The sequence below is a fragment of the Pseudomonas sp. 22515 genome, from assembly GCF_052044625.1.
Classification (GTDB): domain Bacteria; phylum Pseudomonadota; class Gammaproteobacteria; order Pseudomonadales; family Pseudomonadaceae; genus Aquipseudomonas; species Aquipseudomonas alloputida.
On sequence record NZ_JBQENN010000001.1, the window covers coordinates 543,112 to 566,491 of the forward strand.

The 23,380-nt window shown below is 62.1% G+C and carries 19 protein-coding genes and 1 other RNA gene; 11 read left to right on the forward strand and 9 right to left on the reverse strand.

What is annotated here, in order from left to right; genetic code table 11:
* Positions 1 to 33 precede the first annotated feature (33 nt).
* The 5 genes from ssrA to ACTJJN_RS02420 all read right to left on the reverse strand — a co-directional run bounded on the left by ssrA (position 34) and on the right by ACTJJN_RS02420 (position 7,035).
* Positions 34 to 425, reverse strand: a transfer-messenger RNA (tmRNA) gene (ssrA, locus tag ACTJJN_RS02400).
* A gap of 99 nt (positions 426 to 524) precedes the next feature.
* On the reverse strand, positions 525 to 815 hold the full coding sequence (locus ACTJJN_RS02405) for a hypothetical protein (RefSeq protein WP_004576166.1): 291 nt from the start codon (positions 813 to 815) through the stop codon (positions 525 to 527).
* A gap of 455 nt (positions 816 to 1,270) precedes the next feature.
* Entirely contained in the window at positions 1,271 to 4,081 is a 2,811-nt protein-coding gene (locus ACTJJN_RS02410; protein ID WP_440780881.1) for an FAD-binding and (Fe-S)-binding domain-containing protein, read from the reverse strand.
* A gap of 75 nt (positions 4,082 to 4,156) precedes the next feature.
* Positions 4,157 to 5,302, reverse strand: a complete 1,146-nt coding sequence (lldD, locus tag ACTJJN_RS02415; RefSeq protein ID WP_003249907.1) for an FMN-dependent L-lactate dehydrogenase LldD — start codon at positions 5,300 to 5,302, stop codon at positions 4,157 to 4,159.
* A 62-nt stretch (positions 5,303 to 5,364) separates the two neighbouring features.
* Positions 5,365 to 7,035, reverse strand: a complete 1,671-nt coding sequence (locus ACTJJN_RS02420) for a lactate permease LctP family transporter (protein WP_003249910.1) — start codon at positions 7,033 to 7,035, stop codon at positions 5,365 to 5,367.
* Positions 7,036 to 7,291: 256 nt separating this feature from the next.
* Here ACTJJN_RS02420 and ACTJJN_RS02425 point away from each other — a divergent pair, with 256 nt between their 5' ends.
* A complete protein-coding gene (locus ACTJJN_RS02425; RefSeq protein WP_010955371.1) occupies positions 7,292 to 8,059 on the forward strand; it encodes an FCD domain-containing protein in 768 nt (255 codons plus the stop codon).
* A gap of 181 nt (positions 8,060 to 8,240) precedes the next feature.
* On the opposite strand, the gene smpB is transcribed toward ACTJJN_RS02425, so the two are convergent.
* Positions 8,241 to 8,723, reverse strand: coding sequence for an SsrA-binding protein SmpB (gene smpB / locus ACTJJN_RS02430; protein WP_003249914.1), 483 nt, complete (start codon positions 8,721 to 8,723; stop codon positions 8,241 to 8,243).
* A 163-nt stretch (positions 8,724 to 8,886) separates the two neighbouring features.
* Here smpB and ACTJJN_RS02435 point away from each other — a divergent pair, with 163 nt between their 5' ends.
* Positions 8,887 to 9,321 (forward strand): type II toxin-antitoxin system RatA family toxin, encoded by a 435-nt coding sequence (locus ACTJJN_RS02435; protein ID WP_014592414.1) that lies wholly within the window; start codon positions 8,887 to 8,889, stop codon positions 9,319 to 9,321.
* Between the two features lie 63 nt (positions 9,322 to 9,384).
* Here the strand turns inward: ACTJJN_RS02435 and ACTJJN_RS02440 are convergent, their stop codons facing one another.
* The gene (locus ACTJJN_RS02440) at positions 9,385 to 9,921 is read right to left on the reverse strand and encodes an outer membrane protein assembly factor BamE (protein ID WP_023390041.1); all 537 of its coding nucleotides are present in this window, start codon (positions 9,919 to 9,921) and stop codon (positions 9,385 to 9,387) included.
* Positions 9,922 to 10,018: 97 nt separating this feature from the next.
* On the opposite strand from ACTJJN_RS02440, the gene fur reads away from it, so the two are divergent.
* Positions 10,019 to 10,423 carry a ferric iron uptake transcriptional regulator gene (gene fur / locus ACTJJN_RS02445; RefSeq protein WP_003249922.1) on the forward strand — a complete coding sequence of 135 codons (405 nt, stop codon included), beginning with the start codon at positions 10,019 to 10,021 and terminating at the stop codon, positions 10,421 to 10,423.
* A gap of 319 nt (positions 10,424 to 10,742) precedes the next feature.
* Here fur and recN read toward each other — a convergent pair whose 3' ends face one another.
* Positions 10,743 to 12,416, reverse strand: a complete 1,674-nt coding sequence (gene recN, locus ACTJJN_RS02450) for a DNA repair protein RecN (RefSeq protein WP_003249924.1) — start codon at positions 12,414 to 12,416, stop codon at positions 10,743 to 10,745.
* Positions 12,417 to 12,608: 192 nt separating this feature from the next.
* Between recN and grpE the strand changes: the two genes are divergently transcribed.
* The 8 genes from grpE to ACTJJN_RS02490 all read left to right on the forward strand — a co-directional run bounded on the left by grpE (position 12,609) and on the right by ACTJJN_RS02490 (position 22,992).
* Positions 12,609 to 13,166: a nucleotide exchange factor GrpE gene (grpE, locus tag ACTJJN_RS02455; RefSeq protein WP_010955367.1), complete on the forward strand. Its 558-nt coding sequence runs from the start codon at positions 12,609 to 12,611 to the stop codon at positions 13,164 to 13,166.
* A gap of 101 nt (positions 13,167 to 13,267) precedes the next feature.
* Positions 13,268 to 15,193, forward strand: a complete 1,926-nt coding sequence (gene dnaK / locus ACTJJN_RS02460) for a molecular chaperone DnaK (RefSeq protein WP_010955366.1) — start codon at positions 13,268 to 13,270, stop codon at positions 15,191 to 15,193.
* A 197-nt stretch (positions 15,194 to 15,390) separates the two neighbouring features.
* Complete coding sequence (gene dnaJ, locus ACTJJN_RS02465) at positions 15,391 to 16,515, forward strand: molecular chaperone DnaJ (protein ID WP_192907666.1); 1,125 nt, start codon at positions 15,391 to 15,393, stop codon at positions 16,513 to 16,515.
* A 13-nt stretch (positions 16,516 to 16,528) separates the two neighbouring features.
* On the forward strand, positions 16,529 to 17,332 hold the full coding sequence (dapB, locus tag ACTJJN_RS02470; RefSeq protein ID WP_012053753.1) for a 4-hydroxy-tetrahydrodipicolinate reductase: 804 nt from the start codon (positions 16,529 to 16,531) through the stop codon (positions 17,330 to 17,332).
* A gap of 290 nt (positions 17,333 to 17,622) precedes the next feature.
* On the forward strand, positions 17,623 to 18,759 hold the full coding sequence (gene carA, locus ACTJJN_RS02475) for a glutamine-hydrolyzing carbamoyl-phosphate synthase small subunit (RefSeq protein WP_003249935.1): 1,137 nt from the start codon (positions 17,623 to 17,625) through the stop codon (positions 18,757 to 18,759).
* 105 nt (positions 18,760 to 18,864) lie between these two features.
* Positions 18,865 to 22,086, forward strand: a complete 3,222-nt coding sequence (gene carB / locus ACTJJN_RS02480) for a carbamoyl-phosphate synthase large subunit (protein ID WP_003249937.1) — start codon at positions 18,865 to 18,867, stop codon at positions 22,084 to 22,086.
* Positions 22,087 to 22,088: 2 nt separating this feature from the next.
* A complete protein-coding gene (gene greA, locus ACTJJN_RS02485; protein WP_024717413.1) occupies positions 22,089 to 22,565 on the forward strand; it encodes a transcription elongation factor GreA in 477 nt (158 codons plus the stop codon).
* Positions 22,543 to 22,992, forward strand: coding sequence for an MFS transporter (locus tag ACTJJN_RS02490; protein ID WP_161775297.1), 450 nt, complete (start codon positions 22,543 to 22,545; stop codon positions 22,990 to 22,992). Before greA ends, ACTJJN_RS02490 begins: the two co-directional genes overlap by 23 nt.
* Before the next feature lie 12 nt (positions 22,993 to 23,004).
* Here the strand turns inward: ACTJJN_RS02490 and yhbY are convergent, their stop codons facing one another.
* On the reverse strand, positions 23,005 to 23,313 hold the full coding sequence (gene yhbY, locus ACTJJN_RS02495) for a ribosome assembly RNA-binding protein YhbY (protein ID WP_003249945.1): 309 nt from the start codon (positions 23,311 to 23,313) through the stop codon (positions 23,005 to 23,007).
* Between the last annotated feature and the right edge of the window lie 67 nt (positions 23,314 to 23,380).

Sequence of the window (23,380 nt, forward strand, 5' to 3'; positions counted from 1 at the left end):
AAAGACGTCCGTGGACGTCTTTTTTTGATCATTTGGTGGAGCCGGGGGGATTTGAACCCCCGTCCGCCAGTACTCCGCTGTCGGTACTACATGCTTAGCCGTGTCTACTGATTTAATCCGCAGCCGCCCGACGGGCAGGGTGCTTTGGATGAGTTGTGTAAGTTTTAGTCACTTCGCCCACAACGTGCTACGCGACGATCCTGTTCTGTATGACAATCATTTCGGGTTTACAGGCATCCCCTAGTGATTGCTGGAGCCGAAGCTACCAGAAGCAAAGGTCACTTACGCTGCGAGAGCGTAGGATTCCTCGCCGTAGGTTTCGTCATTGGCAACTATAGAAGTTGCAACAGTGGATTTACGAGTTCTGTTACCAACTCGGCATGCACCTAGAGTTTCGCTACCGGCGTCGAATCCTAATCGGCCCCGCACTAGCTCTTGGCTAACGCACCTTGCGGCGCGTAGGACGGAGTATACGCCATTGCGCGGGCGACGTCGACAGCCGGTCCAGTCGCCCGCTTTTGGGCTCACGCGCCGCCGCTGCTACTGCCGCTGCCTTTCTCGGTTTTTTCCAGGCGCTCCAGCACTTTGCTGGTAATGGCAATGCATTCCTTGGTGTCGCCCGAGGCCTGGGCGGCCTTGGCTTTGTCGACGTGCTCGGTGATGGCTTTGTCCAGGCCTTCGGAAGTGGCGCCGGCGGTGGCCATGCTGTCGTCGATCTTTTGCAGGTTGGCGGCGCAGAGGTCATCGGCGGCGAACACCGGCGAAGCCAGCAGGGTGGCGGCCGCGAACAGGGCCGAAAGTGCGGTACCTTTCATGGGTGTCTCCTCTGGGGCCTCTGGAAGGTGGGCCTGTAAGGTGGACTGCGGGGGATTGGCGGGGGTTCAATCGGGATGGTGGCGGGGCGATATTGAGGTGGGGATGGCACCGGCGTTGCCGGTGTTCGCGGGTTTACCGCGGATACGGCGGGCTGTGTCCACCATCAATCTGTGTGTAGGAGCGGGTTTACCCGCGAATACGGTGTCGGCGGCAATGGTGAACGACGGGTAGAAGTTGGCCAGCAGGGCCGGCCTCTTCGCGGGTAAACCCGCTCCTACGGGGGGCTGTGTACAACCACCGATGTGTGGGCACCACCAATCGGTGTAGGGGCGGGTTTACCTGCGAATGCGGTGGTGGCTGCGACGGTGGACAGCGGGTGGAGATTGGCCAGCAGGGCCGGCCCTTTCGCGGGTAAACCCGCTCCTACACAACGCTCCCCACCTATATCAACGCGTTAGAGGCTGCGTGGCCGGGTGACGCGGTCTACCAGGTACACCAGGCCGTGGTAGTCGATGCCGCTGTGGCTCGACAGGCCTATCTCGCAGGTGCGGCTGGTGGAAATACCTTCGCTGCAATACTGTACGGCGTCCTTCAGGCTGCGCAACGAGTGGGCGTTCAACTCGGGGGTGGTAAAGCCTTTGTCACCGGCAAACCCGCAGCAGTGAATGCCTTCCGGAATCACCACCTGTTTGCTGCAGCGCCGCGCCAGGTCGATCAAGGCCTGGCTTTCGCCCAGGTGCTGGGTGCTGCAGGTCACGTGCACGGCTACCGGTTCGTCCTGGGGGGTGAACTCCAGTCGATCGAGCAGGTGGGTGCGGATGAAGCGCACGGGGTCGTAAAGGTCCAGCCGGGTGTCGCTCAGGTCCTGCACCAGGCGCAGGGTGCAGGGGCTGGTGTCGCAATAGATCGGGTCGAGGCCGCCGCGGCTGGCGTGCAGCAGGGCGGTGATCAGCTCCTGGCGTTTGTGTTCGGCCTGCTCGGGGTAGCCTTTGGAGGCGAACGGCTGGCCGCAGCACAGGCTGTCGGCGTTGTCGGGGAACACCACCTGGTAACCGGCCTTTTCCAGCAGGGCGCGAGTTTTGTCCAGCAGCGAGCTTTGCTCGCGGTCGGCATAGGCCGGGCCCATTACCCGGGAGACGCAGGCGGCCAGGTACACCACGCGGGGGCGTGCGTCGTTGCTGGTGGCGCCGAAGGCCAAGGGGCGCAACGGTTGCGGCATGGCCGGGGTCCATTGGGGCAGGCGGCCTTTGCTGGCTTTGCTCAGCGAGGCGCTCAGGCGGCCCAGGCGCGGGGCGCCTAGCAGCTTGCGTGCGGTGTTGGCGGCGGTCAGGGTCAGGCGCGCACCGCTTAGGGCAGTGTGGAAATGCTCGGCCAGCCAGTCGGCGGTTTTAGCGTGGTCGGCGGCCTGGCTGCGCAGTTTCTTCACCAACTCGCCGGTGTTGATGCCGACTGGGCAGCGCTGGGCGCACAGGCCGGTAGCGGCGCAGGTGTCGATGCCCTGGTACTGGTAGCTTTGCATCAGTTCACGGGTATCGATGCCGGCGCGCTGCTTGGCCTGGATGTCACGCCACATGACGATGCGCTGGCGTGGACTGAGGGTCAGGCCTTTGGAGGGGCATACCGGTTCGCAGAAGCCGCACTCGATGCACTTGTCGACGATTTCGTCGGCGGCCGGCAGCGGCTTGAGGTTCTTCAGGTGGATGTCCGGGTCTTCACTCAATACCACGTCGGGGTTGAGGATGCCGTTGGGGTCGAGCAGGCGCTTGAGCTTCCACATCAGCTGGTAGGCGTCGTGCCCCCACTCCAGCTCCACGAAGGGGGCCATGTTGCGCCCGGTGCCGTGCTCGGCCTTGAGCGAGCCGCCAAACTCCACCGCCACCAGTTGCGCCACGTCGTCCATGAACGCCTGGTAACGGGCGACTTCTTCGGCGCTGTTGAAACCTTGGGTAAAGACGAAGTGCAGGTTGCCTTCCAGCGCGTGGCCGAAAATGATCGCTTCGTCATAGTGGTGCTTGTCGAACAGCTGGATCAGGCGGTTGACGCCTTCGGCCAGTTGCTCGACGGGGAAGGTCACGTCTTCGATGATGACTGTGGTGCCGGTCTGGCGCACGGCACCGACGGCGGGGAAGGTGTCCTTGCGGATTTTCCACAGCTGGTTGTACACGGCCGGGTCTTCGCTGAAGTCCACCTGCTGTTCCAGGGGGAAGTCGGCGATCGAGGCCATGATCTGCTGCAGTTGCTCGTGCAGCAGGCTCTGGCTGGCGGCGCGGGATTCGATCAGCAGGGCGCAGGCATTGTCCGACAGGCCTTTTACCCACAGCGGCATGCCGGGCATGTTCTGCACCGAGCGCAGGCTGCGGCGGTCGAGCAGTTCCACGGCCGAGACCGGCTGCTGCTTGAGCACGGGTACCGCGCGGCAGCAGCTTTCAACGCTGGGGAACACCAGCAGGGCGCTGGCCTTGTGCGGGTGGTCGGGCACGGTGTCGTACGTGACGGCGCTGATAAAGCCCAGGGTGCCTTCGGAGCCGACCAGCAGGTGCTGCAGGATGTCCAGCGGCTGGTCGTAGTCCACCAGTGCGTTCAGTGACAGGCCGGTGGTGTTCTTCAGCCGGTATTTGTGCCGGATGCGCTCGGCCAGCGCGGTGTTGGCGCGGGTTTCGCGGCCCAGGCGGGCCAGTGCTTCCAGCAGCTCGGCGTGGCTGCTTTCGAAGGCGGCGACGCTGGCCGGGTCTTCGCTGTCCAGGCGGGTGCCATCGGCCAGCACCAGGCGCAGGCCCGCCAGGGTGTGGTAGGTGTTTTGCGCGGTACCGCAGCACATGCCACTGGCGTTGTTGGCGACGATGCCGCCGATCTTGCAGGCGTTGATCGAGGCCGGGTCGGGGCCGATCTTGCGCCCGAAGGGGGCCAGCCAGGCGTTGGCCTGGGCGCCGATCACGCCGGGTTGCAGGCGAATCTGCTCGCCCTGGCGACGGATTTCGCGGCCGTTCCAGTTATCGCCGAGCACGATCAGCACCGAGTCGCTGATGGCCTGGCCAGACAGGCTGGTGCCGGCAGCGCGGAAGGTGACCGGCACCCGCTCGCGCTGGGCCAGTTTGATCAGGCCGACCACTTCGTCCTCGGACTCGACGCGCACCACCAGCTTGGGGATCAAGCGGTAGAAGCTGGCGTCGGTGCCGAAGGCCAGGGTGGAGGTGGGGTCGTCGAAGCGGCGTTCGGCGGGGATCAGGCGCTCGGCATCACGCAGGAACGCGGCGGGCAGGCTCATGCAGTCTCCTCGCGGGGCTGTGGCGTCTGTGCGCTACATGCCCCGGGTCATTCAGGCGGTGGTTCTTGCAGGCGTTCAGGCGCCCAGTTCGCGTACCAGCGAGTCGCGGGTGATCTCGCTGATCGACTTGGCACCGGTCAGCACCATGGCCACGCGCATTTCCTTTTCGAACAGCTCAAGCAGGTTTTTCACGCCGGCCTGGCCATGCACGGCAAGGGCATAGAGGAAGGCGCGGCCGATCAGGACGGTGTCGGCACCCAGGGCGATCATGCGCACCACATCCAGGCCACTGCGAATGCCCGAGTCGGCCAGGATCTTCAGGTCGCCTTTGACCGCGTCGGCAATGGCCGGCAGGGCACGGGCGCTGGACAGCACGCCGTCGAGCTGGCGGCCGCCGTGGTTGGACACCACGATACCGTCGGCACCGAACTTGACCGCATCGCGGGCGTCATCGGCATCGAGAATGCCCTTGATGATCATCGGGCCGTCCCAGAACTCGCGGATCCACTCCAAGTCTTTCCAGGAAATGGACGGGTCGAAGTTGTTGCCCAGCCAGCCGATGTAGTCGGCAAGGCCGGTGGGGTTGCCACGGTATTTGGAGATGTTGCCCAGGTCATGCGGGCGGCCCATCACGCCCACATCCCATGCCCACTCGGGGTGGGTCATGGCTTGCAGCACGCGGCGCAGCGGGCCGTTCTTGCCGCTCATGCCAGAGTGGGCGTCGCGGTAGCGGGCACCGGGTACGGGCATGTCCACGGTGAACACCAGGGTCTTGACGCCGGCAGCCTTGGCCCGCTCCAGGGCATTACGCATGAAGCCGCGGTCCTTGAGCACATACAGCTGGAACCACATTGGCCGGTTGATGGCGGGCGCCACTTCTTCGATCGGGCACACCGACACAGTCGACATGGTGAACGGGATGCCATGGGCGGCGGCCGCGCGTGCGGCCTGCACTTCGCCACGGCGGGCGTACATGCCGGTGAGGCCGACCGGGGCCAGGGCCACCGGCATGCTCAGGGTTTCGTCGAACAGCTTGGTTTCCAGGCTGAGCTCGGACATGTTGTTCAGCACGCGCTGGCGCAGGGCGATGCCGGCCAGGTCCGAGACGTTGTGGCGCAGGGTGTGCTCGGCGTAGGCGCCGCCGTCAGCGTAGTGGAACAGGAAGGGGGGCAGCTTGCGTTGGGCCGCGGCGCGATAGTCGGTAGAGGCAGAAATGATCATGGATTCTCGCAGCGTTGCTTGTGGGAGTGCCGGGCGCGCGACGGCGCCCGGCCCCTTTCACTTTAGTGATGAACCAGCATGCCGGTCAGCCAGTAAGCCTGGATCAGGGTGATCAGGCCGACGATGGTGGCGAAGAACAGGCTGTGCTTGACGGTGAAGCGGAACAGGTCGGATTCCTTGCCGACCAGGCCGGTAGCGGCGCAGGCCACGGCGATCGATTGCGGCGAGATCATCTTGCCGGTTACGCCGCCGCTGGTGTTGGCTGCCACCAGCAGGGTGTCGTTGACCCCGATCTGGTGCGCGGTGGTGGCCTGCAGCGAGCTGAACAGGGCGTTGGACGAGGTGTCCGAGCCGGTCAGGAACACGCCCAGCCAGCCGAGGAACGGCGAGAAGAACGGGAACGCGGCGCCGGTACCGGCCAGCACCAGGGCCATGGTCGAGGACATGCCCGAGTAGTTGGTGACGAAGGCGAAGGCCAACACCATGCCGATCGACAGAATCGGCCAGCGCAGTTCCCAGAAGGTTTCTTTGAAAGTGGTAAGACCAGTTTTGAAGTTGATCTTCAGCACCGCCATCGAGATCAGCGCCGAGAGGAAGATCGCGGTGCCGGTGGCGGAGATCGGGTCGAGCTTGAACACCGCCGGCATGGCGGTCGGCGCGGCAACGATCGGTGCGGTCTTGATCACCAGTTGGTCGAGGTGCGGGATGGCGAAGTTGAACACGAAGTTGTACATCGCGCCGCCTGGAGCGAAAGCCGCCTTGAACGGCTTCAGGGTCCAGATGGTGACCAGCACGGTGAGGATCAGGAACGGCGACCAGGCCTTGAAGATCTCGCCAAAGCTGTACGGGCTAGGCTGGCTGCCGCTTGGCTGCACCACGGCTGCGCCGACACTGCCTTTGGCCTCGCTGAACGCACGCTTGGGCTGCCAGACTTTCAGGAACAGGGTGAGGCAGATCAGGCTGGCCAGTGCCGAGGTGATGTCTGGCAGTTCCGGGCCGATGAAGTTCGAGGTGAAGTACTGGGTGACGGCAAAGCTCAGGCCAGCGACCAGGGCGGCAGGCCAGGTTTCCTTCACGCCACGCAGGCCGTCCATCATGAACACCAGCCAGAACGGCACGAACAGCGACAGCAACGGCAGCTGGCGGCCGGTCATGGCGCCGATGTGGAAGGCGTCGATACCGGTGACCTGGCCGGCCACGATGATCGGGATACCCAGGGCGCCGAAGGCCACTGGCGCGGTGTTGGCGATCAGGCACAGGCCGGCAGCGTACAGCGGGTTGAAGCCCAGGCCCACCAGCAGTGCGGCAGTGATGGCCACCGGTGCGCCAAAGCCCGCCGCACCTTCGAGGAAGGCGCCGAAGCAGAAGCCGATCAGCAGCACTTGCAGGCGCTGGTCGTCGGTAATCGACAGCACCGAGCTGCGGATCACTTCGAACTGGCCGCTCTTGACCGTGAGTTTGTACAGGAACACCGCGGCAACGATGATCCAGGCAATTGGCCAGAGGCCATAGAGGAAGCCGTAACCCGCGGCGGCGAGGGCCATGTCGACAGGCATCTGGAAGGCGAAGATCGCCACCAGGATCGACAGCGCGAGGGTGATGCTGCCCGCTACGTGGCCCTTGAGGCGGAACACGGCGAGGGCCAGGAAGAAGAACACGATAGGGATGACCGCCGCCAGTGCGGACAGGCCAAGACTACCAAGCGGGCTATAGAGTTGTTGCCAGGTTTGCATATGGGGTGGCCCCTAATTGTTGTTGGTCAGGCACTGGCATTGGATAATTGGTAAGACCAATTTACAATGGCTGGGCGCTAGGTTAAAAGCGCCGCCGTGGGTGTGTCAATTTGTCCCGTGCAAAACTTTGGTCGCGTGCCGATGAGCGGGCGTCTGATGTGCTCGGAAAATCGCGGCTTGATGGGTGTTTGCGTGGCCTGGATCGGCGAGAATAGGCACCCCCTGAAATTTGCCGGGGGTTTGTGGAGAGCATGTGATGGTTTTTGATCAGGTACGCCAACGGCGCCTGTCCGACGACATTGTCGATCGGCTGGAAGGGATGATTCTGGAAGGCACGCTGACCTCGGGGCAGCGGCTGCCGGCCGAGCGCGTCCTGGCCGAGCAGTTTGGTGTGTCCCGCCCGTCACTGCGTGAGGCGATCCAGAAGCTGGTGGCCAAGGGGTTGTTGGTCAGCCGTCAGGGCGGGGGCAATTTTGTGGCGGAATCGTTGGGGTCCACCTTCAGCGACCCGTTGCTGCAGTTGCTCGAGCACAGTGCCGAAGCGCAGCGTGACCTGCTCGAGTTCCGCCATACCCTGGAGGCGTCCTGCGCCTATTACGCTGCCCAGCGTGCCACCGAGCCGGACCGGGCGCGGTTGAAGGCGGCCTTCGATGCGCTGCAGGACTGCTATGCCAGGGTCGATGAGGTGACCCGTGCGGAAGAGGGCGCGGCTGATGCGCGCTTCCACCTGGCGATCGCCGAGGCCAGCCATAACGCGGTGTTGCTGCACACCATCCGGGGTTTGTTCGACCTGCTCAAACGCAACGTGGTGACCAACATCGGCGGCATGTACCAGCAGCGCACCGAAACCCGGGACATGCTGATCAGCCAGCACCGGGAACTGTACCTGGCGATTGTCGAGGGCAGGGCGGAGGATGCGCGAGAGGTGTCCAGCCGGCACATTTTGTATGTGCAGGAGGTGCTGCATGAGGCGCACGAAGAAGCGCAGCGGGTGGCGCGGGCAGAGCGGCGCAGCGGGCGCTGAGACTTTTAAAGGCAGTACCGGCCTCTTCGCGGGCAAGCCCGCTCCCNCTGGTGCCATTCCTGTGGGGCGTGCGTGCCCGCGAAGAGGCCGCTCCCACAGGATAGGCGCCGGGCTTGAATCTGGTGCCATTCCTGTGGGAGCGGGCTTGCCCGCGAAGAGGCCGGAACAGGTTGAAGAGTAGTTACTCTTCCTTGCCCTTGTTCCGCACAGCCCGCTGCAGCTCGCGGTTGGAATCGCGTTCGCGCATGGTGTCGCGCTTGTCGAATTCCTTCTTGCCCTTGCCCAGTGCGATTTCGCACTTGATCAGGTGCTTGCTCCAGTACAGCGCCAAAGCCACACAGGTGTAGCCTTTTTGCGCCACAGCCGCTTCCACGCGCTCGAGCTCGCGCTTGTTCAGCAGCAGCTTGCGGGTACGTGTAGGGTCGGCGATGACGTGGGTGCTGGCCGTGGTCAGCGGGGTGATGTGGCTGCCGAACAGCCAGGCCTCACCGTCCTTGAGCAGCACGTAGCTGTCAGTCAGGTGCGCCTTGCCGGCTCGCAGGCTTTTTACTTCCCAGCCGGACAGGACCAGCCCGGCCTCGAACTTGTGTTCGATGAAGTAATCGTGTCGCGCTTTCTTGTTTTGCGCGATGGTCCCGGTCGGATGTTTTTTTTGCTTAGCCATAGGGGCGGCATTATAGGCAAGTCCGCGCGTCGTCCGCTATGGGATTTCGGTGTGCTTGAGCCACTGGAATGAATACCGGACAATACAAACCCTGTCATACGCACAGAACCTGTTTTCGGCACGCTGCGAAGCGCCGCCACCCAGCCTTGGAAGTGACGCCTGGATGACTACCCATATTCAACGCTCCGCCCTGCTGCCATACCCCGCCCAGGCGCTTTACGATCTGGTCAACGATGTGGCCAGCTACCCTGAGTTTTTGCCGTGGTGCTCGGCCTCGACGGTGATCGAAACCAGCGATACACACATGCGTGCCAAGCTCGAAGTGGCCAAGGGGGGCATGAGCCAGCACTTCGTGACGCGTAACGTGCTGGTGCCGGGGCAGTCCATCGAGATGAACCTCGAAGAAGGGCCATTCACCCAGCTGCATGGTGTTTGGGTGTTCAAGGCGCTGGGTGAAAAAGCCTGCAAGATCAGCCTGGACCTGTCCTTCGATTACGCCGGGCCAATTGTGCGCGCCACGTTGGGCCCGCTATTCAATCAGGCAGCGAATACGCTGGTCGATGCGTTCTGCCAGCGTGCCAAGCAATTGAATGCCTGACGGATAAGGCGCAAACAAAAAGCCCGGACCAGGTCCGGGCTTTTTTGCATCTGCTGTTCCCGCTTAGCGGGTTTCCAGCGGTGCGGGGGTCGGGACCGGGGTGGTCTCGATGGTGTCGATTTCGCGCTGGATGGACTCTTCGGTCGAACCAGGCTTGGCCGGTTTTTCTTCAGGTTGCGCTGCTGGCTGTTCGGCCTGGCCTGGCTCGGTGGCCGGGCTGACGGTGGTGTCGCTGCTGCCACCGAGGATTTCCTGATCGCGGCTGACGCCTGGCATGAAGTCGCCAGACAGGCTGACCAGTTGATCGCTTTCGTTGAAAAATACACTCATGCGTTCTTGCTGGCGCTTACCGCCACCAGGCTGCAGGCTGTACAGGTAATCCCAACGATTGGTGTTGAAAGTGTCCTGAATCAGCGGGTTGCCCATGATAAACCTTACTTGCCGGCGGGTCATTCCCGGGCGTAATTGGTCTATCATGTCTTGCGTGACGACATTGCCCTGCTGGATGTCGATTTTGTAAACCCCGGGAAACGAGCAACCGGCGAGTGCGAGCAGTCCCACTAGGGTGAGGCTGGTTAGCAAGAGCTTGGTGTTTTGCATCGGTGGGCGACTTCCACTATCTTGGCTGGACAACGTAAACCCCGATCATACCCGTATTAAGAGAAGCTGCGAAGCAGCATCGGCGAGAAAGCTGACCATGGTTGAAAATAGCGAATTGCGCAAAGCCGGTCTCAAGGTGACCCTGCCTCGAGTCAAGATCCTTCAGATGCTCGACTCTACCGAGCAGCGTCACATGAGTGCAGAGGATGTCTACAAGGCGCTGATGGAGGCTGGCGAGGATGTAGGCCTGGCCACCGTCTATCGCGTGCTGACCCAGTTCGAGGCGGCGGGTCTGGTGGTTCGCCACAACTTCGACGGCGGTCATGCAGTGTTCGAGCTGGCCGATGGCGGTCACCACGACCACATGGTGAACGTGGATACCAGTGAAGTCATCGAATTCATGGATGCCGAAATCGAGAAGCGCCAGCGCGAAATCGTGGCCGAGCATGGCTTCGAGCTGGTGGACCACAATCTGGTCCTGTACGTGCGTAAGAAGAAGTAACGGTTTTTCGTTATGGATAGCAAAGGCGACCTTCGGGTCGCCTTTGTGCTTTATAGCCGGGCTAGAAAGAGTGTGAGATTCCTGTGGGAGCGGCCTTGCGTCGCGAAAGGGCTGCCGGGCAGCCCCAGCGATAGGTGGGTTGAAGCTGAAATCCTGGGGCCGCTTTGCGACCCTTTCGCGACGCAAGGCCGCTCCCACAGGGATCGCGCCAGCTTTTAGAAATTGAGCAAGACAGCTGCTCCCACACGGATCGCGCCAGCTTTTAGAAAATTGAGCAAGACAGTTGCTCTCACAATGACCGCGTCAGCCTGGTAGGGGCTCAGGCCTTGCCGCTCACCACCATCTTGCGTGCATGGGCCAGGGACTCCTTGGTCAGGTCAATCCCGCCGAGCATCCGCGCCACTTCTTCCACGCGCTCACGCTTGCCAAGGCTAGCCACGGCGGTGTGGGTGGTGTCGCTGTTGCGCACCTTGTGCACGAACAAATGGTGATGCCCCTGCGCCGCCACCTGCGGCAGGTGGGTCACGGTCAGTACCTGGCCGCGCTCGCCCAGGCGCCGCAGCAGTTGGCCGACGATTTCTGCCGTTGGCCCGCCAATACCCACGTCGACTTCGTCGAACACCAGGGTAGGAATGCGCGAGGTCTGCGCGGTAATGACCTGGATCGCCAGGCTGATACGTGACAGTTCACCGCCCGACGCCACCTTCGCCAGGGCCTTGAGCGGCTGGCCAGGGTTGGCGCTGACCAGCAGTTCGATCTGCTCCAGCCCATGGGGTGACAGTTCGGCGCCTTCGTTCGCTGTCAGTTCGATGCAGAAGCGCCCGCCAGGCATGCCCAGGCGCTGGATTTCCTGCTCCACCGCACCTGCCAGCTGCTGCGCCGCTTGCTGGCGCAGGCCGCTGAGTTCGCGCGCCTTCTCTTTATAGTGCTGGGCGTAGGCGGCAAGCTCTTCGCCCAGCCGCTCGATCGACTCGTCACTGGCGTTAAGGCCTTCCAGCTCCTCCATCAGTTGCTGTTGCAGGTGGGGCAGCTCGGTGGGGTGCACCCGGTGTTTGCGCGCCAGGGTGTAGATGGTGTCCAGGCGCTCTTCCAGGGCTTGCAGGCGCATCGGGTCGGCGTCGAAGTTGTCGAGGAAGCGGTTGAGTTCGCCCACGGCTTCCTCGACCTGAATCTGCGCGCTGGCGATCAGGTTGGCTGCTTCGTTCAGTGCCTTGGGCGAGTTGGTGGCGGCACCCAGGCGGTTGAGGCTGGAGGTGAGGGCGCTCAGCACATTGCCCGAATCACTCTCGCTGCACTGGTCGATGACCTGGCGGCAGATGCCGAACAGGGCTTCGGCGCTGGTCAGGTTCTTGTGTTCCTGTTCCAGCTGCTCCAGTTCGTGCTCGCCCAGGCCGAGGTTGTCCAGTTCTTCCAGTTGGTAACTGAGCAACTGGTGGCGGGCGCGCTGCTCGTCGCCCGAGTTGGACAGGCGCTCCAGCTCCAGGCGGGTCTGGTTCCAGCGCTTGGCTGCAAGCTGTACCTGGCGGGCCAGGTCGACGGCGCCGGCATACTCGTCAAGCAAGCGGCGGTGGGTGTCGGTCTTGAGCAGGGACTGGTGCTCATGCTGGCTGTGGATATCGATCAGCAGTTCGCCCAGCGCCTTGAGGTCGCCGAGCGGGCAGGGCGTGCCGTTGATGTAGCCGCGGCTGCGGCCTTCGGCGGTAATCACCCGGCGCAGGATGCACAGGCCTTCGTTGTCCAGGTCGCGCTCGGCCAGCCAGGTGTGCGCTTCGGGAATGTCCACCAGGTCGAAGGTGGCCAGGATGTCCGCCTTGTCGGTGCCGGGGCGCACCACGCCGCTGTCGGCACGGTCGCCCAGGGCAAGGCCGAGGGCGTCGAGCATGATCGATTTGCCGGCACCGGTCTCGCCGGTGATGACGGACATGCCACGGGCGATCTCGAGGTCGAGGTGCTCGACGATGGCGTAGTTGTGAATGGACAGGTGCACCAGCATGGGGGCGGCTCCCGGAAATCAGGTCTGGTTATTTATACAGTACTTTTTTCAGGCCTGCCAATGCCCCTTCGCAGATTCTGTTGCAGCCTCGAAAACCACCTTGCCCCTTGAACCTGGTTTTTCCGGCCCCATATAGCCGACATCCAAGGCGAGCCTGGCTCGCAGTCCACAAAATTGCGCAGGAGAGACCCCATGGCTGATGAGCAGCTGAACGAGAAAGACCTTAATGTGGAAGAAACCGGTGCAGGCAATGCAGCTGATACCCGTGTTCTGGAGCTCGAGGAACAGCTGGCCGCAGCCAAGGACCAGGCGCTGCGCGCCGTTGCCGACCTGCAGAACGTACGCCGTCGTGCCGAGCAGGATGTGGAAAAAGCCCACAAGTTCGCCCTGGAGAAGTTCTCCAGCGACTTGCTGCCGGTGATCGACAGCCTGGAACTGGCCCTGGCTCACTCCAGTGCCGACGATGAGCACGTCAAGCAGATCCGCGAAGGGGTCGAGCTGACCCTGAAGATGTTCCAGGACACCCTCAAGCGCTACAACCTTGAAGCTGTCGACCCGCACGGCCAGCCGTTCAACCCTGAGCACCACCAGGCCATGGCCATGCAGGAAAACGCCGAGGTCGAGCCAAACAGCGTGCTGAACGTGTTCCAGAAGGGTTACCTGCTGAATGGCCGCCTGCTGCGCCCCGCCATGGTGGTGGTCAGCAAGGCGCCGAGCGCGGCGCAACCCTCGATCAATGAAAAGGCTTGAAATCCTTCGGGGCATCCCCATCTAGGTGTCAAGCCTTCAAGTATTACCGCAGTTGGCCAAAGTAGTCGCTGCTACCAAATTCAAGTTTCGGGAGAGTTAACATGGGTAAAATCATCGGTATCGACCTGGGGACCACCAACTCGTGCGTCTCCATTCTGGAAAACGGTAACGTCAAAGTCATCGAAAACGCCGAAGGTGCGCGTACTACCCCTTCGATCGTGGCCTACGCCAACGATGGCGAAATCCTGGTTGGCCAGTCGGCCAAGCGCCAGGCTGTCACCAACCCGCACAACACCCTGTTCGCAGTGAAGCGCCTGATTGGCCGCCGCTTCGAAGAAGATGTCGTGCAGAAAGACATCAAGCTGGTGCCGTACAAGATCGTCAAGGCGAACAACGGTGACGCCTGGGTCGAGGCTGCTGGCAAGGAAATGGCTCCGCCGCAGATCAGCGCCGAAGTCCTGAAGAAAATGAAGAAGACCGCCGAAGACTACCTCGGCGAGCCGGTCACCGAAGCGGTCATCACCGTTCCGGCCTACTTCAACGACAGCCAGCGCCAGGCGACCAAAGACGCCGGCCGCATCGCTGGCCTGGACGTAAAACGCATCATCAACGAGCCGACTGCCGCTGCACTGGCGTACGGCATGGACAAGGCCAAGGGCGACCACACCGTCATCGTTTATGACCTGGGTGGTGGTACCTTCGACGTTTCGGTCATCGAAATCGCCGAAGTCGACGGTGAGCACCAGTTCGAAGTACTGGCTACCAACGGCGACACCTTCCTGGGTGGCGAAGACTTCGACATGCGCCTGATCGACTACCTTGTCGACGAGTTCAAGAAAGAGTCGGGCATGGACCTGAAGAACGATCCTCTGGCCCTGCAGCGCCTGAAAGAAGCCGCAGAAAAAGCCAAGATCGAGCTGTCGTCCGCTCAGTCGACCGACGTCAACCTGCCGTACATCACTGCAGATGCCACCGGTCCTAAGCACCTGAACGTGAAGATCTCCCGCGCCAAGCTGGAGTCGCTGGTCGAAGACCTGGTCAAGCGTACCATCGAGCCTTGCCGCATTGCCCTGAAAGACGCCGGCATCGACGCCAGCAAGATCGACGACGTGATCCTGGTCGGCGGTCAGACCCGCATGCCGCTGGTGCAGAAAGAAGTGGCCGACTTCTTCGGTAAAGAAGCGCGCAAGGACGTGAACCCGGACGAAGCGGTTGCCATGGGCGCTGCCATCCAGGGTGCGGTACTGGCCGGTGACGTGAAAGACGTACTGCTGCTGGACGTCAGCCCGCTGACCCTGGGTATCGAAACCATGGGCGGCGTGATGACCGCGCTGATCGAGAAGAACACCACCATCCCGACCAAGAAGTCGCAGGTGTTCTCGACTGCCGACGACAACCAGAGCGCCGTGACCATTCACGTGCTGCAAGGTGAGCGTAAGCAGGCTGCGCAGAACAAGTCGCTGGGCAAGTTCGACCTGGCTGACATTCCGCCAGCACCGCGTGGCGTGCCGCAAATCGAAGTGACCTTCGACATCGACGCCAACGGCATCCTGCACGTAGGTGCGAAAGACAAGGCCACCGGCAAGACTCAGTCGATCGTGATCAAGGCCAACTCCGGCCTGTCGGACGAAGAGATCGAGCGCATGGTGCGTGACGCCGAGGCCAACGCCGAGGAAGACCGCAAGTTCGAAGAGCTGGCGGCTGCCCGTAACCAGGGTGACGCGCTGGTGCACTCGACCCGCAAGATGGTCGCTGACGCTGGTGACAAGGTTACCGCTGAAGAGAAAACCGCCATCGAGGCCGCCGTTGTTGCCCTGGAAGCCGCTGTCAAAGGCGACGACAAGGCTGCCATCGACGCCAAGGTTGAAGAGCTGTCCAAGGTCTCTGCCCCGGTTGCCCAGAAGATGTACGCCGAGCAGTCGGCTGAACAGCCTCAGGGTGGCGCGCAGCAGGCCGAGCCGGAAGCCAAGCACGATGACGTGGTTGACGCCGAGTTCGAAGAAGTGAAAGACAACAACAAGCAGTAATCCCTGCATGTTGTCGGCCGGTTCACCGTCGTTTGCCGGTGAGCTGGTAGGATGTCGCCGCGCGGGGGCTTGCTCCCGCGTTGGCGTATCTGGAATTCGAGAATTTTTACAGCATCTGTCAGCGGCTCTTGAGGGTCGTAAGCGGGTGCTGATGGCGTGGCGCAGATGCCACACGCCCAACAAGGTGCAAATGACCTATGTCCAAGCGTGATTATTATGAGGTCCTGGGTGTCGAGCGCGGCGCCACTGAAGCGGACCTCAAGAAGGCTTACCGCCGTTTGGCGATGAAGTACCACCCGGACCGCAACCCGGGCGATAAAGAATCGGAAGACAAGTTCAAGGAGGCCAACGAGGCCTACGAAGTACTGTCAGACGCGAGCAAGCGTGCGGCCTTCGACCAGTATGGCCATGCGGGTGTCGACCCAAGCATGGGTGGCGGTGGTGCCGGCTTTGGTGGTGCCAATTTCTCCGACATCTTCGGCGATGTGTTCAGCGACTTCTTCGGCGGCGGTCGCGGTGGTGGTCGAGGCGGTGCCCAGCGCGGCAGCGACCTGCGCTACACCCTGGAGCTGAACCTGGAAGATGCGGTGCGTGGCACCACGGTCAGCATCCGCGTGCCTACCCTGGTCAACTGCCAGCCTTGCGACGGTTCCGGTGCCAAGAAGGGCTCGACCCCGTCGACCTGCCCGACCTGTGGTGGTATCGGCCAGGTGCGCATGCAGCAAGGCTTCTTCTCGGTGCAGCAAACCTGCCCGCGCTGCCATGGCCAAGGCAAGATCATTACCGACCCGTGCACTTCGTGCCATGGTGAAGGGCGTGTCGAGGAATACAAGACGCTGTCGGTCAAGGTGCCGGCAGGTGTCGATACCGGCGACCGCATCCGTCTGTCGGGTGAGGGCGAGGCCGGTACTCATGGTGGCCCGACTGGCGACCTGTACGTGGTGATCAGCGTGCGTGAGCACGAGATTTTCCAGCGTGATGGCAAGCATTTGTACTGTGAAGTGCCGATCAGCTACACCGATGCTGCCCTGGGCGGCGAGCTGGAAGTGCCGACCCTGGATGGTCGCGTAAAACTGAAGATTCCGGAAGGCACCCAGACCGGTAAGCAGTTCCGTCTGCGTGGCAAGGGTGTAGCCCCGGTGCGTGGGGGTGGTGCGGGTGACCTGCTGTGCCGTGTGGCCGTAGAAACCCCGGTCAATCTCAGTCGCCGTCAGCGTGAGCTGCTCGAAGAGCTGCGTGATTCGCTGGAAGGCGACAGTTCCCACTCGCCCAAGGCCAGCGGCTGGTTCGATGGTGTGAAGCGCTTCTTCGGCGATCTCTGACAAGGAACAGGTTATGCGACGTATTGCAGTGATGGGCGCGGCGGGGCGGATGGGCAAAACCCTCATCGAAGCCGTGCAACAAACCTCGGGCGCGGGGCTGACCGCAGCGATCGATCGCCCTGACAGCTCGTTGGTCGGGGCTGATGCCGGAGAGCTGGCGGCACTTGGCCGAATTGGCGTGCTGTTGTCCGACGACCTGGCCAAGGTTGCCGACGAGTTCGATGTACTGATCGACTTCACTCACCCCTCGGTGACCCTGAAAAACCTCGCGTTCTGCCGCAAGCATGGCAAGGCGATGATCATCGGCACGACCGGTTTTACAGTCGAAGAGAAGCAGCTGTTGGCCGAAGCTGGCAAGGACATTCCAATTGTGTTCGCCGCCAACTTCAGCGTGGGCGTCAACCTTAGCCTCAAGCTGCTGGATATGGCTGCGCGGGTGCTGGGCGATGATGTCGATATCGAAATCATCGAGGCGCACCACCGGCACAAGGTCGATGCGCCATCGGGTACTGCACTGCGCATGGGTGAAGTGGTTGCCAATGCGCTGGGCCGTGATCTGCAGGAAGTGGCCGTGTATGGTCGTGAAGGGCAGACCGGTGCGCGCGATCGCAAGACCATCGGTTTCGCTACCGTGCGTGCCGGCGATGTGGTGGGCGATCACACCGTGTTGTTCGCTGCTGAAGGCGAGCGCCTGGAAATCACCCACAAGGCCTCCAGCCGCATGACCTTCGCCAAGGGTGCCGTACGTGCGGCGCTGTGGCTGGATGGGCGCGAGCCTGGGCTGTACGACATGCAGGATGTGCTTGAACTGCGTTAAGTCGTGAGTGGGGTGTTGGCTGCTTCGCGGGCTTGCCCGCTCCCACNGGGAGCGGGCGAGCCCGCGAAGAGGCTGGCGTGGATGTCAGCCTGTCGCATCGATGTGTTTTAGAGACACATATCCGGTAGACCGAAAACACACTTTTCTGTAAGCTACAGCTTTAGTGTGTCCACTAAAAGCGCGCAGCGAATTGAATTCAGCACATGAAAGCGGGGTGACGTGTCCATACGTCACTCCGCTTTTTTGCAACCTGCGATCGCCCTTTCATGCTTGATTTACGGGAGGTCTTCTTGACAAAGCCAGCCATACTCGCCCTTGCCGACGGCAGTATTTTCCGCGGTGAAGCCATCGGTGCCGACGGTCAGACCGTTGGTGAGGTGGTATTCAACACCGCTATGACCGGCTACCAGGAAATCCTTACAGACCCTTCCTACGCGCAGCAAATCGTTACCCTGACCTACCCGCACATCGGCAACACCGGTACTACCCCGGAAGACGCCGAGTCGAACCGCGTCTGGTCCGCTGGCCTGGTCATCCGTGACCTGCCGCTGCTGGCCAGCAACTGGCGTAATACCCAGTCGCTGCCTGAGTACCTCAAGGCTAACAACGTCGTTGCCATTGCCGGCATCGACACCCGTCGCCTGACCCGTATCCTGCGTGAAAAGGGCGCCCAGAACGGCTGCATTCTGGCGGGTGACAACATCAGCGAAGAAGCTGCCATCGCCGCTGCCCGCGGCTTCCCGGGCCTGAAGGGCATGGACCTGGCCAAGGTCGTTTCCACCAAGGAACGTTACGAGTGGCGCTCCAGCGTGTGGGAGCTGAAAACCGACAGCCACCCGACCATCGACGCTGCCGACCTGCCGTACCACGTGGTTGCCTTCGACTATGGCGTCAAGCTGAACATCCTGCGCATGCTGGTGGCCCGCGGCTGCCGCGTGACCGTGGTGCCAGCCCAGACCCCGGCCAGCGAAGTGCTGGCACTCAACCCGGACGGCGTGTTCCTGTCCAACGGCCCGGGTGACCCTGAGCCGTGCGACTACGCGATCCAGGCGATCAAGGAAATCCTCGAAACCGAGATCCCGGTATTCGGCATCTGCCTCGGCCACCAGCTGCTGGCCCTGGCTTCCGGCGCCAAGACCGTGAAAATGGGCCACGGCCACCACGGTGCCAACCACCCGGTCCAGGACCTGGATACCGGTGTGGTCATGATCACCAGCCAGAACCACGGCTTCGCCGTTGACGAGGCGACCCTGCCGGGTAACGTTCGCGCCATTCACAAGTCGCTGTTCGACGGCACCCTGCAGGGTATCGAGCGTACCGACAAGAGCGCGTTCAGCTTCCAGGGCCACCCTGAAGCGAGCCCGGGCCCGACCGACGTCGCGCCTCTGTTCGATCGTTTCACCGATGCCATGGCCAAGCGCCGCTGAGCATCCTGCTTCAAGGCCCCGGGCCGGCACCTGCCGCGCCCGGCAGCGCCTGACCCAGATTGTTCAAAGCGGCTTGCCGACTGACCCCGGATTTGAGTGACCACCATGCCAAAACGTACAGACATCAAAAGCATCCTGATTCTCGGCGCTGGCCCGATCGTGATCGGCCAGGCCTGCGAATTCGACTACTCCGGCGCGCAGGCCTGTAAAGCCCTGCGCGAGGAAGGTTTCCGCGTCATCCTGGTGAACTCCAACCCAGCCACCATCATGACCGACCCGGCCATGGCCGACGCCACCTACATCGAGCCGATCAAGTGGCAATCGGTGGCCAAGATCATCGAGAAAGAGCGCCCGGACGCCGTCCTGCCGACCATGGGTGGCCAGACCGCCCTGAACTGCGCCCTGGACCTGGAGCGCCACGGCGTTCTGGAAAAGTTCGGCGTAGAGATGATCGGTGCCAATGCTGACACCATCGACAAGGCCGAAGACCGCTCGCGCTTCGACAAGGCCATGAAGGACATCGGCCTGGAGTGCCCGCGCTCCGGTATCGCCCACAGCATGGAAGAGGCCAATGCGGTCCTCGAGAAGCTTGGCTTCCCATGCATCATTCGCCCGTCGTTCACCATGGGCGGCACCGGCGGCGGTATCGCTTACAACCGTGAAGAGTTCGAAGAAATCTGCACCCGTGGTCTGGACCTGTCGCCGACCAAAGAGCTGCTGATCGACGAATCGCTGATCGGCTGGAAGGAATACGAGATGGAGGTGGTCCGCGACAAGAAGGACAACTGCATCATCGTTTGCTCGATCGAGAACTTCGACCCGATGGGTGTGCACACCGGTGACTCGATCACGGTTGCCCCGGCACAGACCCTGACCGACAAGGAATACCAGATCATGCGCAACGCCTCGCTGGCGGTGCTGCGTGAAATCGGTGTGGAAACCGGCGGTTCCAACGTCCAGTTCGGCATTTGCCCGAACACCGGCCGCATGGTCGTCATCGAGATGAACCCGCGCGTATCGCGTTCGTCCGCCCTGGCCTCCAAGGCTACCGGCTTCCCGATCGCCAAGATCGCCGCCAAGCTGGCCATTGGTTACACCCTCGACGAGCTGCAGAACGACATCACTGGCGGTCGCACCCCAGCGTCCTTCGAGCCGTCGATCGACTACGTCGTCACCAAGCTGCCACGCTTCGCCTTCGAGAAATTCCCGAAAGCCGACGCCCGCCTGACCACCCAGATGAAATCCGTGGGTGAAGTCATGGCCATCGGCCGTACTTTCCAGGAATCCCTGCAGAAAGCCCTGCGCGGCCTGGAAGTCGGCGCCTGCGGCCTCGACCCGAAAGTCGACCTGGCCAGCCCGGAAGCCGCCAGCATCCTCAAGCGTGAACTGACCGTGCCGGGTGCCGAGCGTATCTGGTACGTGGCTGACGCCATGCGTTCGGGCATGACCTGCGAAGAAATCTTCAATCTGACCGGCATCGACATGTGGTTCCTGGTGCAGATGGAAGACCTGATCAAGGAAGAAGAGAAGGTCAAGACCCTGGCCCTGTCGGCAATCGACAAGGACTACATGCTGCGCCTCAAGCGCAAGGGCTTCTCGGACCAGCGCCTGGCAGTCCTGCTGGGCATTACCGACAAGAACCTGCGTCGCCACCGCCACAAGCTGGAAGTGTTCCCGGTGTACAAGCGCGTCGACACCTGCGCCGCCGAGTTCGCCACCGACACCGCCTACCTGTACTCCACCTACGAGGAAGAGTGCGAGGCCAACCCGTCGACCCGCGACAAGATCATGATCCTGGGTGGCGGCCCGAACCGTATCGGCCAAGGTATCGAGTTCGACTACTGCTGCGTACACGCCGCCCTGGCGCTGCGTGACGACGGTTACGAGACCATCATGGTCAACTGCAACCCGGAAACCGTCTCCACCGACTACGACACTTCCGACCGCCTGTACTTCGAGCCGCTGACCCTGGAAGACGTGCTGGAAGTCTGCCGCGTCGAGAAGCCGAAGGGCGTGATCGTTCACTACGGCGGCCAGACCCCGCTGAAGCTGGCCCGCGCTCTGGAAGAAGCAGGCGTGCCGATCATCGGTACCAGCCCTGACGCCATCGACCGCGCCGAAGACCGTGAGCGCTTCCAGCAGATGGTTCAGCGCCTGAACCTGCTGCAGCCGCCAAACGCCACCGTGCGCAGCGAAGAAGAGGCTATCCGTGCTGCGGGCAGCATCGGCTACCCGCTGGTCGTGCGTCCGTCCTACGTACTGGGCGGCCGTGCCATGGAGATCGTCTACGAGCTGGACGAGCTCAAGCGCTACCTGCGTGAAGCGGTACAAGTGTCGAACGACAGCCCGGTACTGCTCGACCACTTCCTCAACTGCGCCATCGAGATGGACGTGGATGCGGTGTGCGACGGCACCGACGTGGTCATCGGCGCGATCATGCAGCACATCGAGCAGGCCGGCGTACACTCCGGCGACTCGGCGTGCTCGCTGCCACCTTACTCGCTGAGCAAGGAAGTGCAGGACGAAGTCCGCGTTCAGGTCAAGAAAATGGCGCTGGAGCTGGGCGTGGTCGGCCTGATGAACGTGCAGTTGGCCCTGCAGGGCGACAAGATCTACGTGATCGAAGTCAACCCGCGTGCCTCGCGTACCGTACCGTTCGTGTCCAAGTGCATCGGCACGTCCCTGGCGATGATCGCGGCCCGTGTCATGGCGGGTAAAACCCTGAAAGAGCTGGGCTTCACCCAGGAAATCATCCCGAACTTCTACAGCGTGAAGGAAGCCGTCTTCCCGTTCGCCAAGTTCCCAGGGGTTGACCCGATCCTCGGCCCTGAGATGAAATCGACCGGTGAAGTCATGGGTGTCGGTGACAGCTTCGGTGAAGCCTTCGCCAAAGCCCAGATGGGTGCCAGTGAAGTGCTGCCGACTGGCGGTACCGCGTTCATCAGCGTACGCGACGACGACAAGCCACAAGTGGCCGGCGTTGCCCGCGACCTGATCGCCCTGGGCTTCGAAGTGGTTGCCACTGCCGGCACCGCCAAGGTTATCGAGGCGGCTGGCCTGAAAGTGCGCCGTGTGAACAAAGTGACCGAAGGTCGCCCGCACGTGGTCGACATGATCAAGAACGACGAAGTGTCGCTGATCATCAATACCACCGAAGGTCGCCAGTCGATCGCCGACTCCTACTCGATTCGTCGCAATGCGCTGCAGCACAAGATTTACTGCACCACTACCATTGCGGCTGGTGAAGCCATCTGCGAAGCGCTGAAATTCGGTCCGGAAAAGACCGTTCGTCGCTTGCAGGATCTGCATGCAGGACTGAAAGCATGAGCATTACCAAATACCCGATGACCGTCCAGGGCGCTCGCGCCCTGGAAGAAGAGCACCTGTTCCTGAGCAAGACCGAGCGCCCGCGCCTGAGTCAGGCCATTGGTGAAGCGCGTGAGCTGGGTGACCTCAAGGAAAACGCCGAATACCATGCTGCCCGTGAGGAGCAGGGTATGGTCGAAGCGCGTATCCGTGATATCGAAGGCCGTCTGCAGAATTCGGTGGTCATCGATGTGACCACCATCCCTCACACCGGCAAGGTGATTTTCGGTACCACTGTGGTACTGGCCAACACCGAAACCGATGAAGAGGTGACCTACCAGATCGTTGGCGAGGATGAAGCTGACGTGAAGCAGGGCAAGCTGTCGAGCGGTGCACCCATTGCCCGTGCCATCATCGGCAAGGAAGAAGGTGATACTGTCGTCGTCAAGACGCCTAGTGGCACGGTCGAGTACGAGATTGTCGAAGTCAAGCACATCTGACCGACGCCTGCGGGCGCCGTCCCTCGAGGGGATCCTCTGGCAACTGGCCCAGGTTTTCTGGGTCGGTGGCCTGTGGGTGTTCCATGTAGGGCTGGTGCCTGCGCTCAAGGTCAGTGGCCTGGCCCCGCTGCTGGTGCAGGATATCGCCGGGCAGATCGACCGCTGGTTGATCGGCGTGGCGTTGCTTGGCTTGTTGACTCAGCTGGCAGTGCTGGCGAGGGTGGACGGCCTGGCGGCCTGGTGGCGGCAGTTCCGCGGCCAGATGCTGTTGCTCGGCTTGGGTGCCTGCGTGGGGTATTACACCTTGCGCTACGGTATTTCCGTGGGCGAGCGCTGGCAGATGTTCTGCTTCCTGGTGCTGGGTTTTTCCGGCATCGTGCTGGTGGCCCAGCCGGTACCGGTCAGGGCGCGTTCACCGCGCCACTGATCGGAGCTACCGTTACTTGTAACGGTGGATGTTGGACAGCTGCTTGTTCGGCTGTGGGTTCTTGCGGTAGATCAGGGCTTTCTTGCCGATGGTCTGCACCAGCTCGGCACGGCCGGCCTTGCACAGCTCGGCGATGGTTTCGGCGCGTTCCTCGCGGTCTTCCGAGCGAATTTCGACCTTGATCAGCTCATGGTCGACCAGTGCGCGCTCCAATTCGGCGATCACGCCTTCATTCAAACCGTTGCCAGCAACGATCAGGACCGGCTTCAGGTCATGACCAATGGACTTGTATTGCTTCTTCTGCTCGTTATTGAGCGGCATAATCTGACCCTTTCCGTCTGATTCTGTAAAATTGACCGGCATTTTACCCGAGGGCCACCGGCTCCGC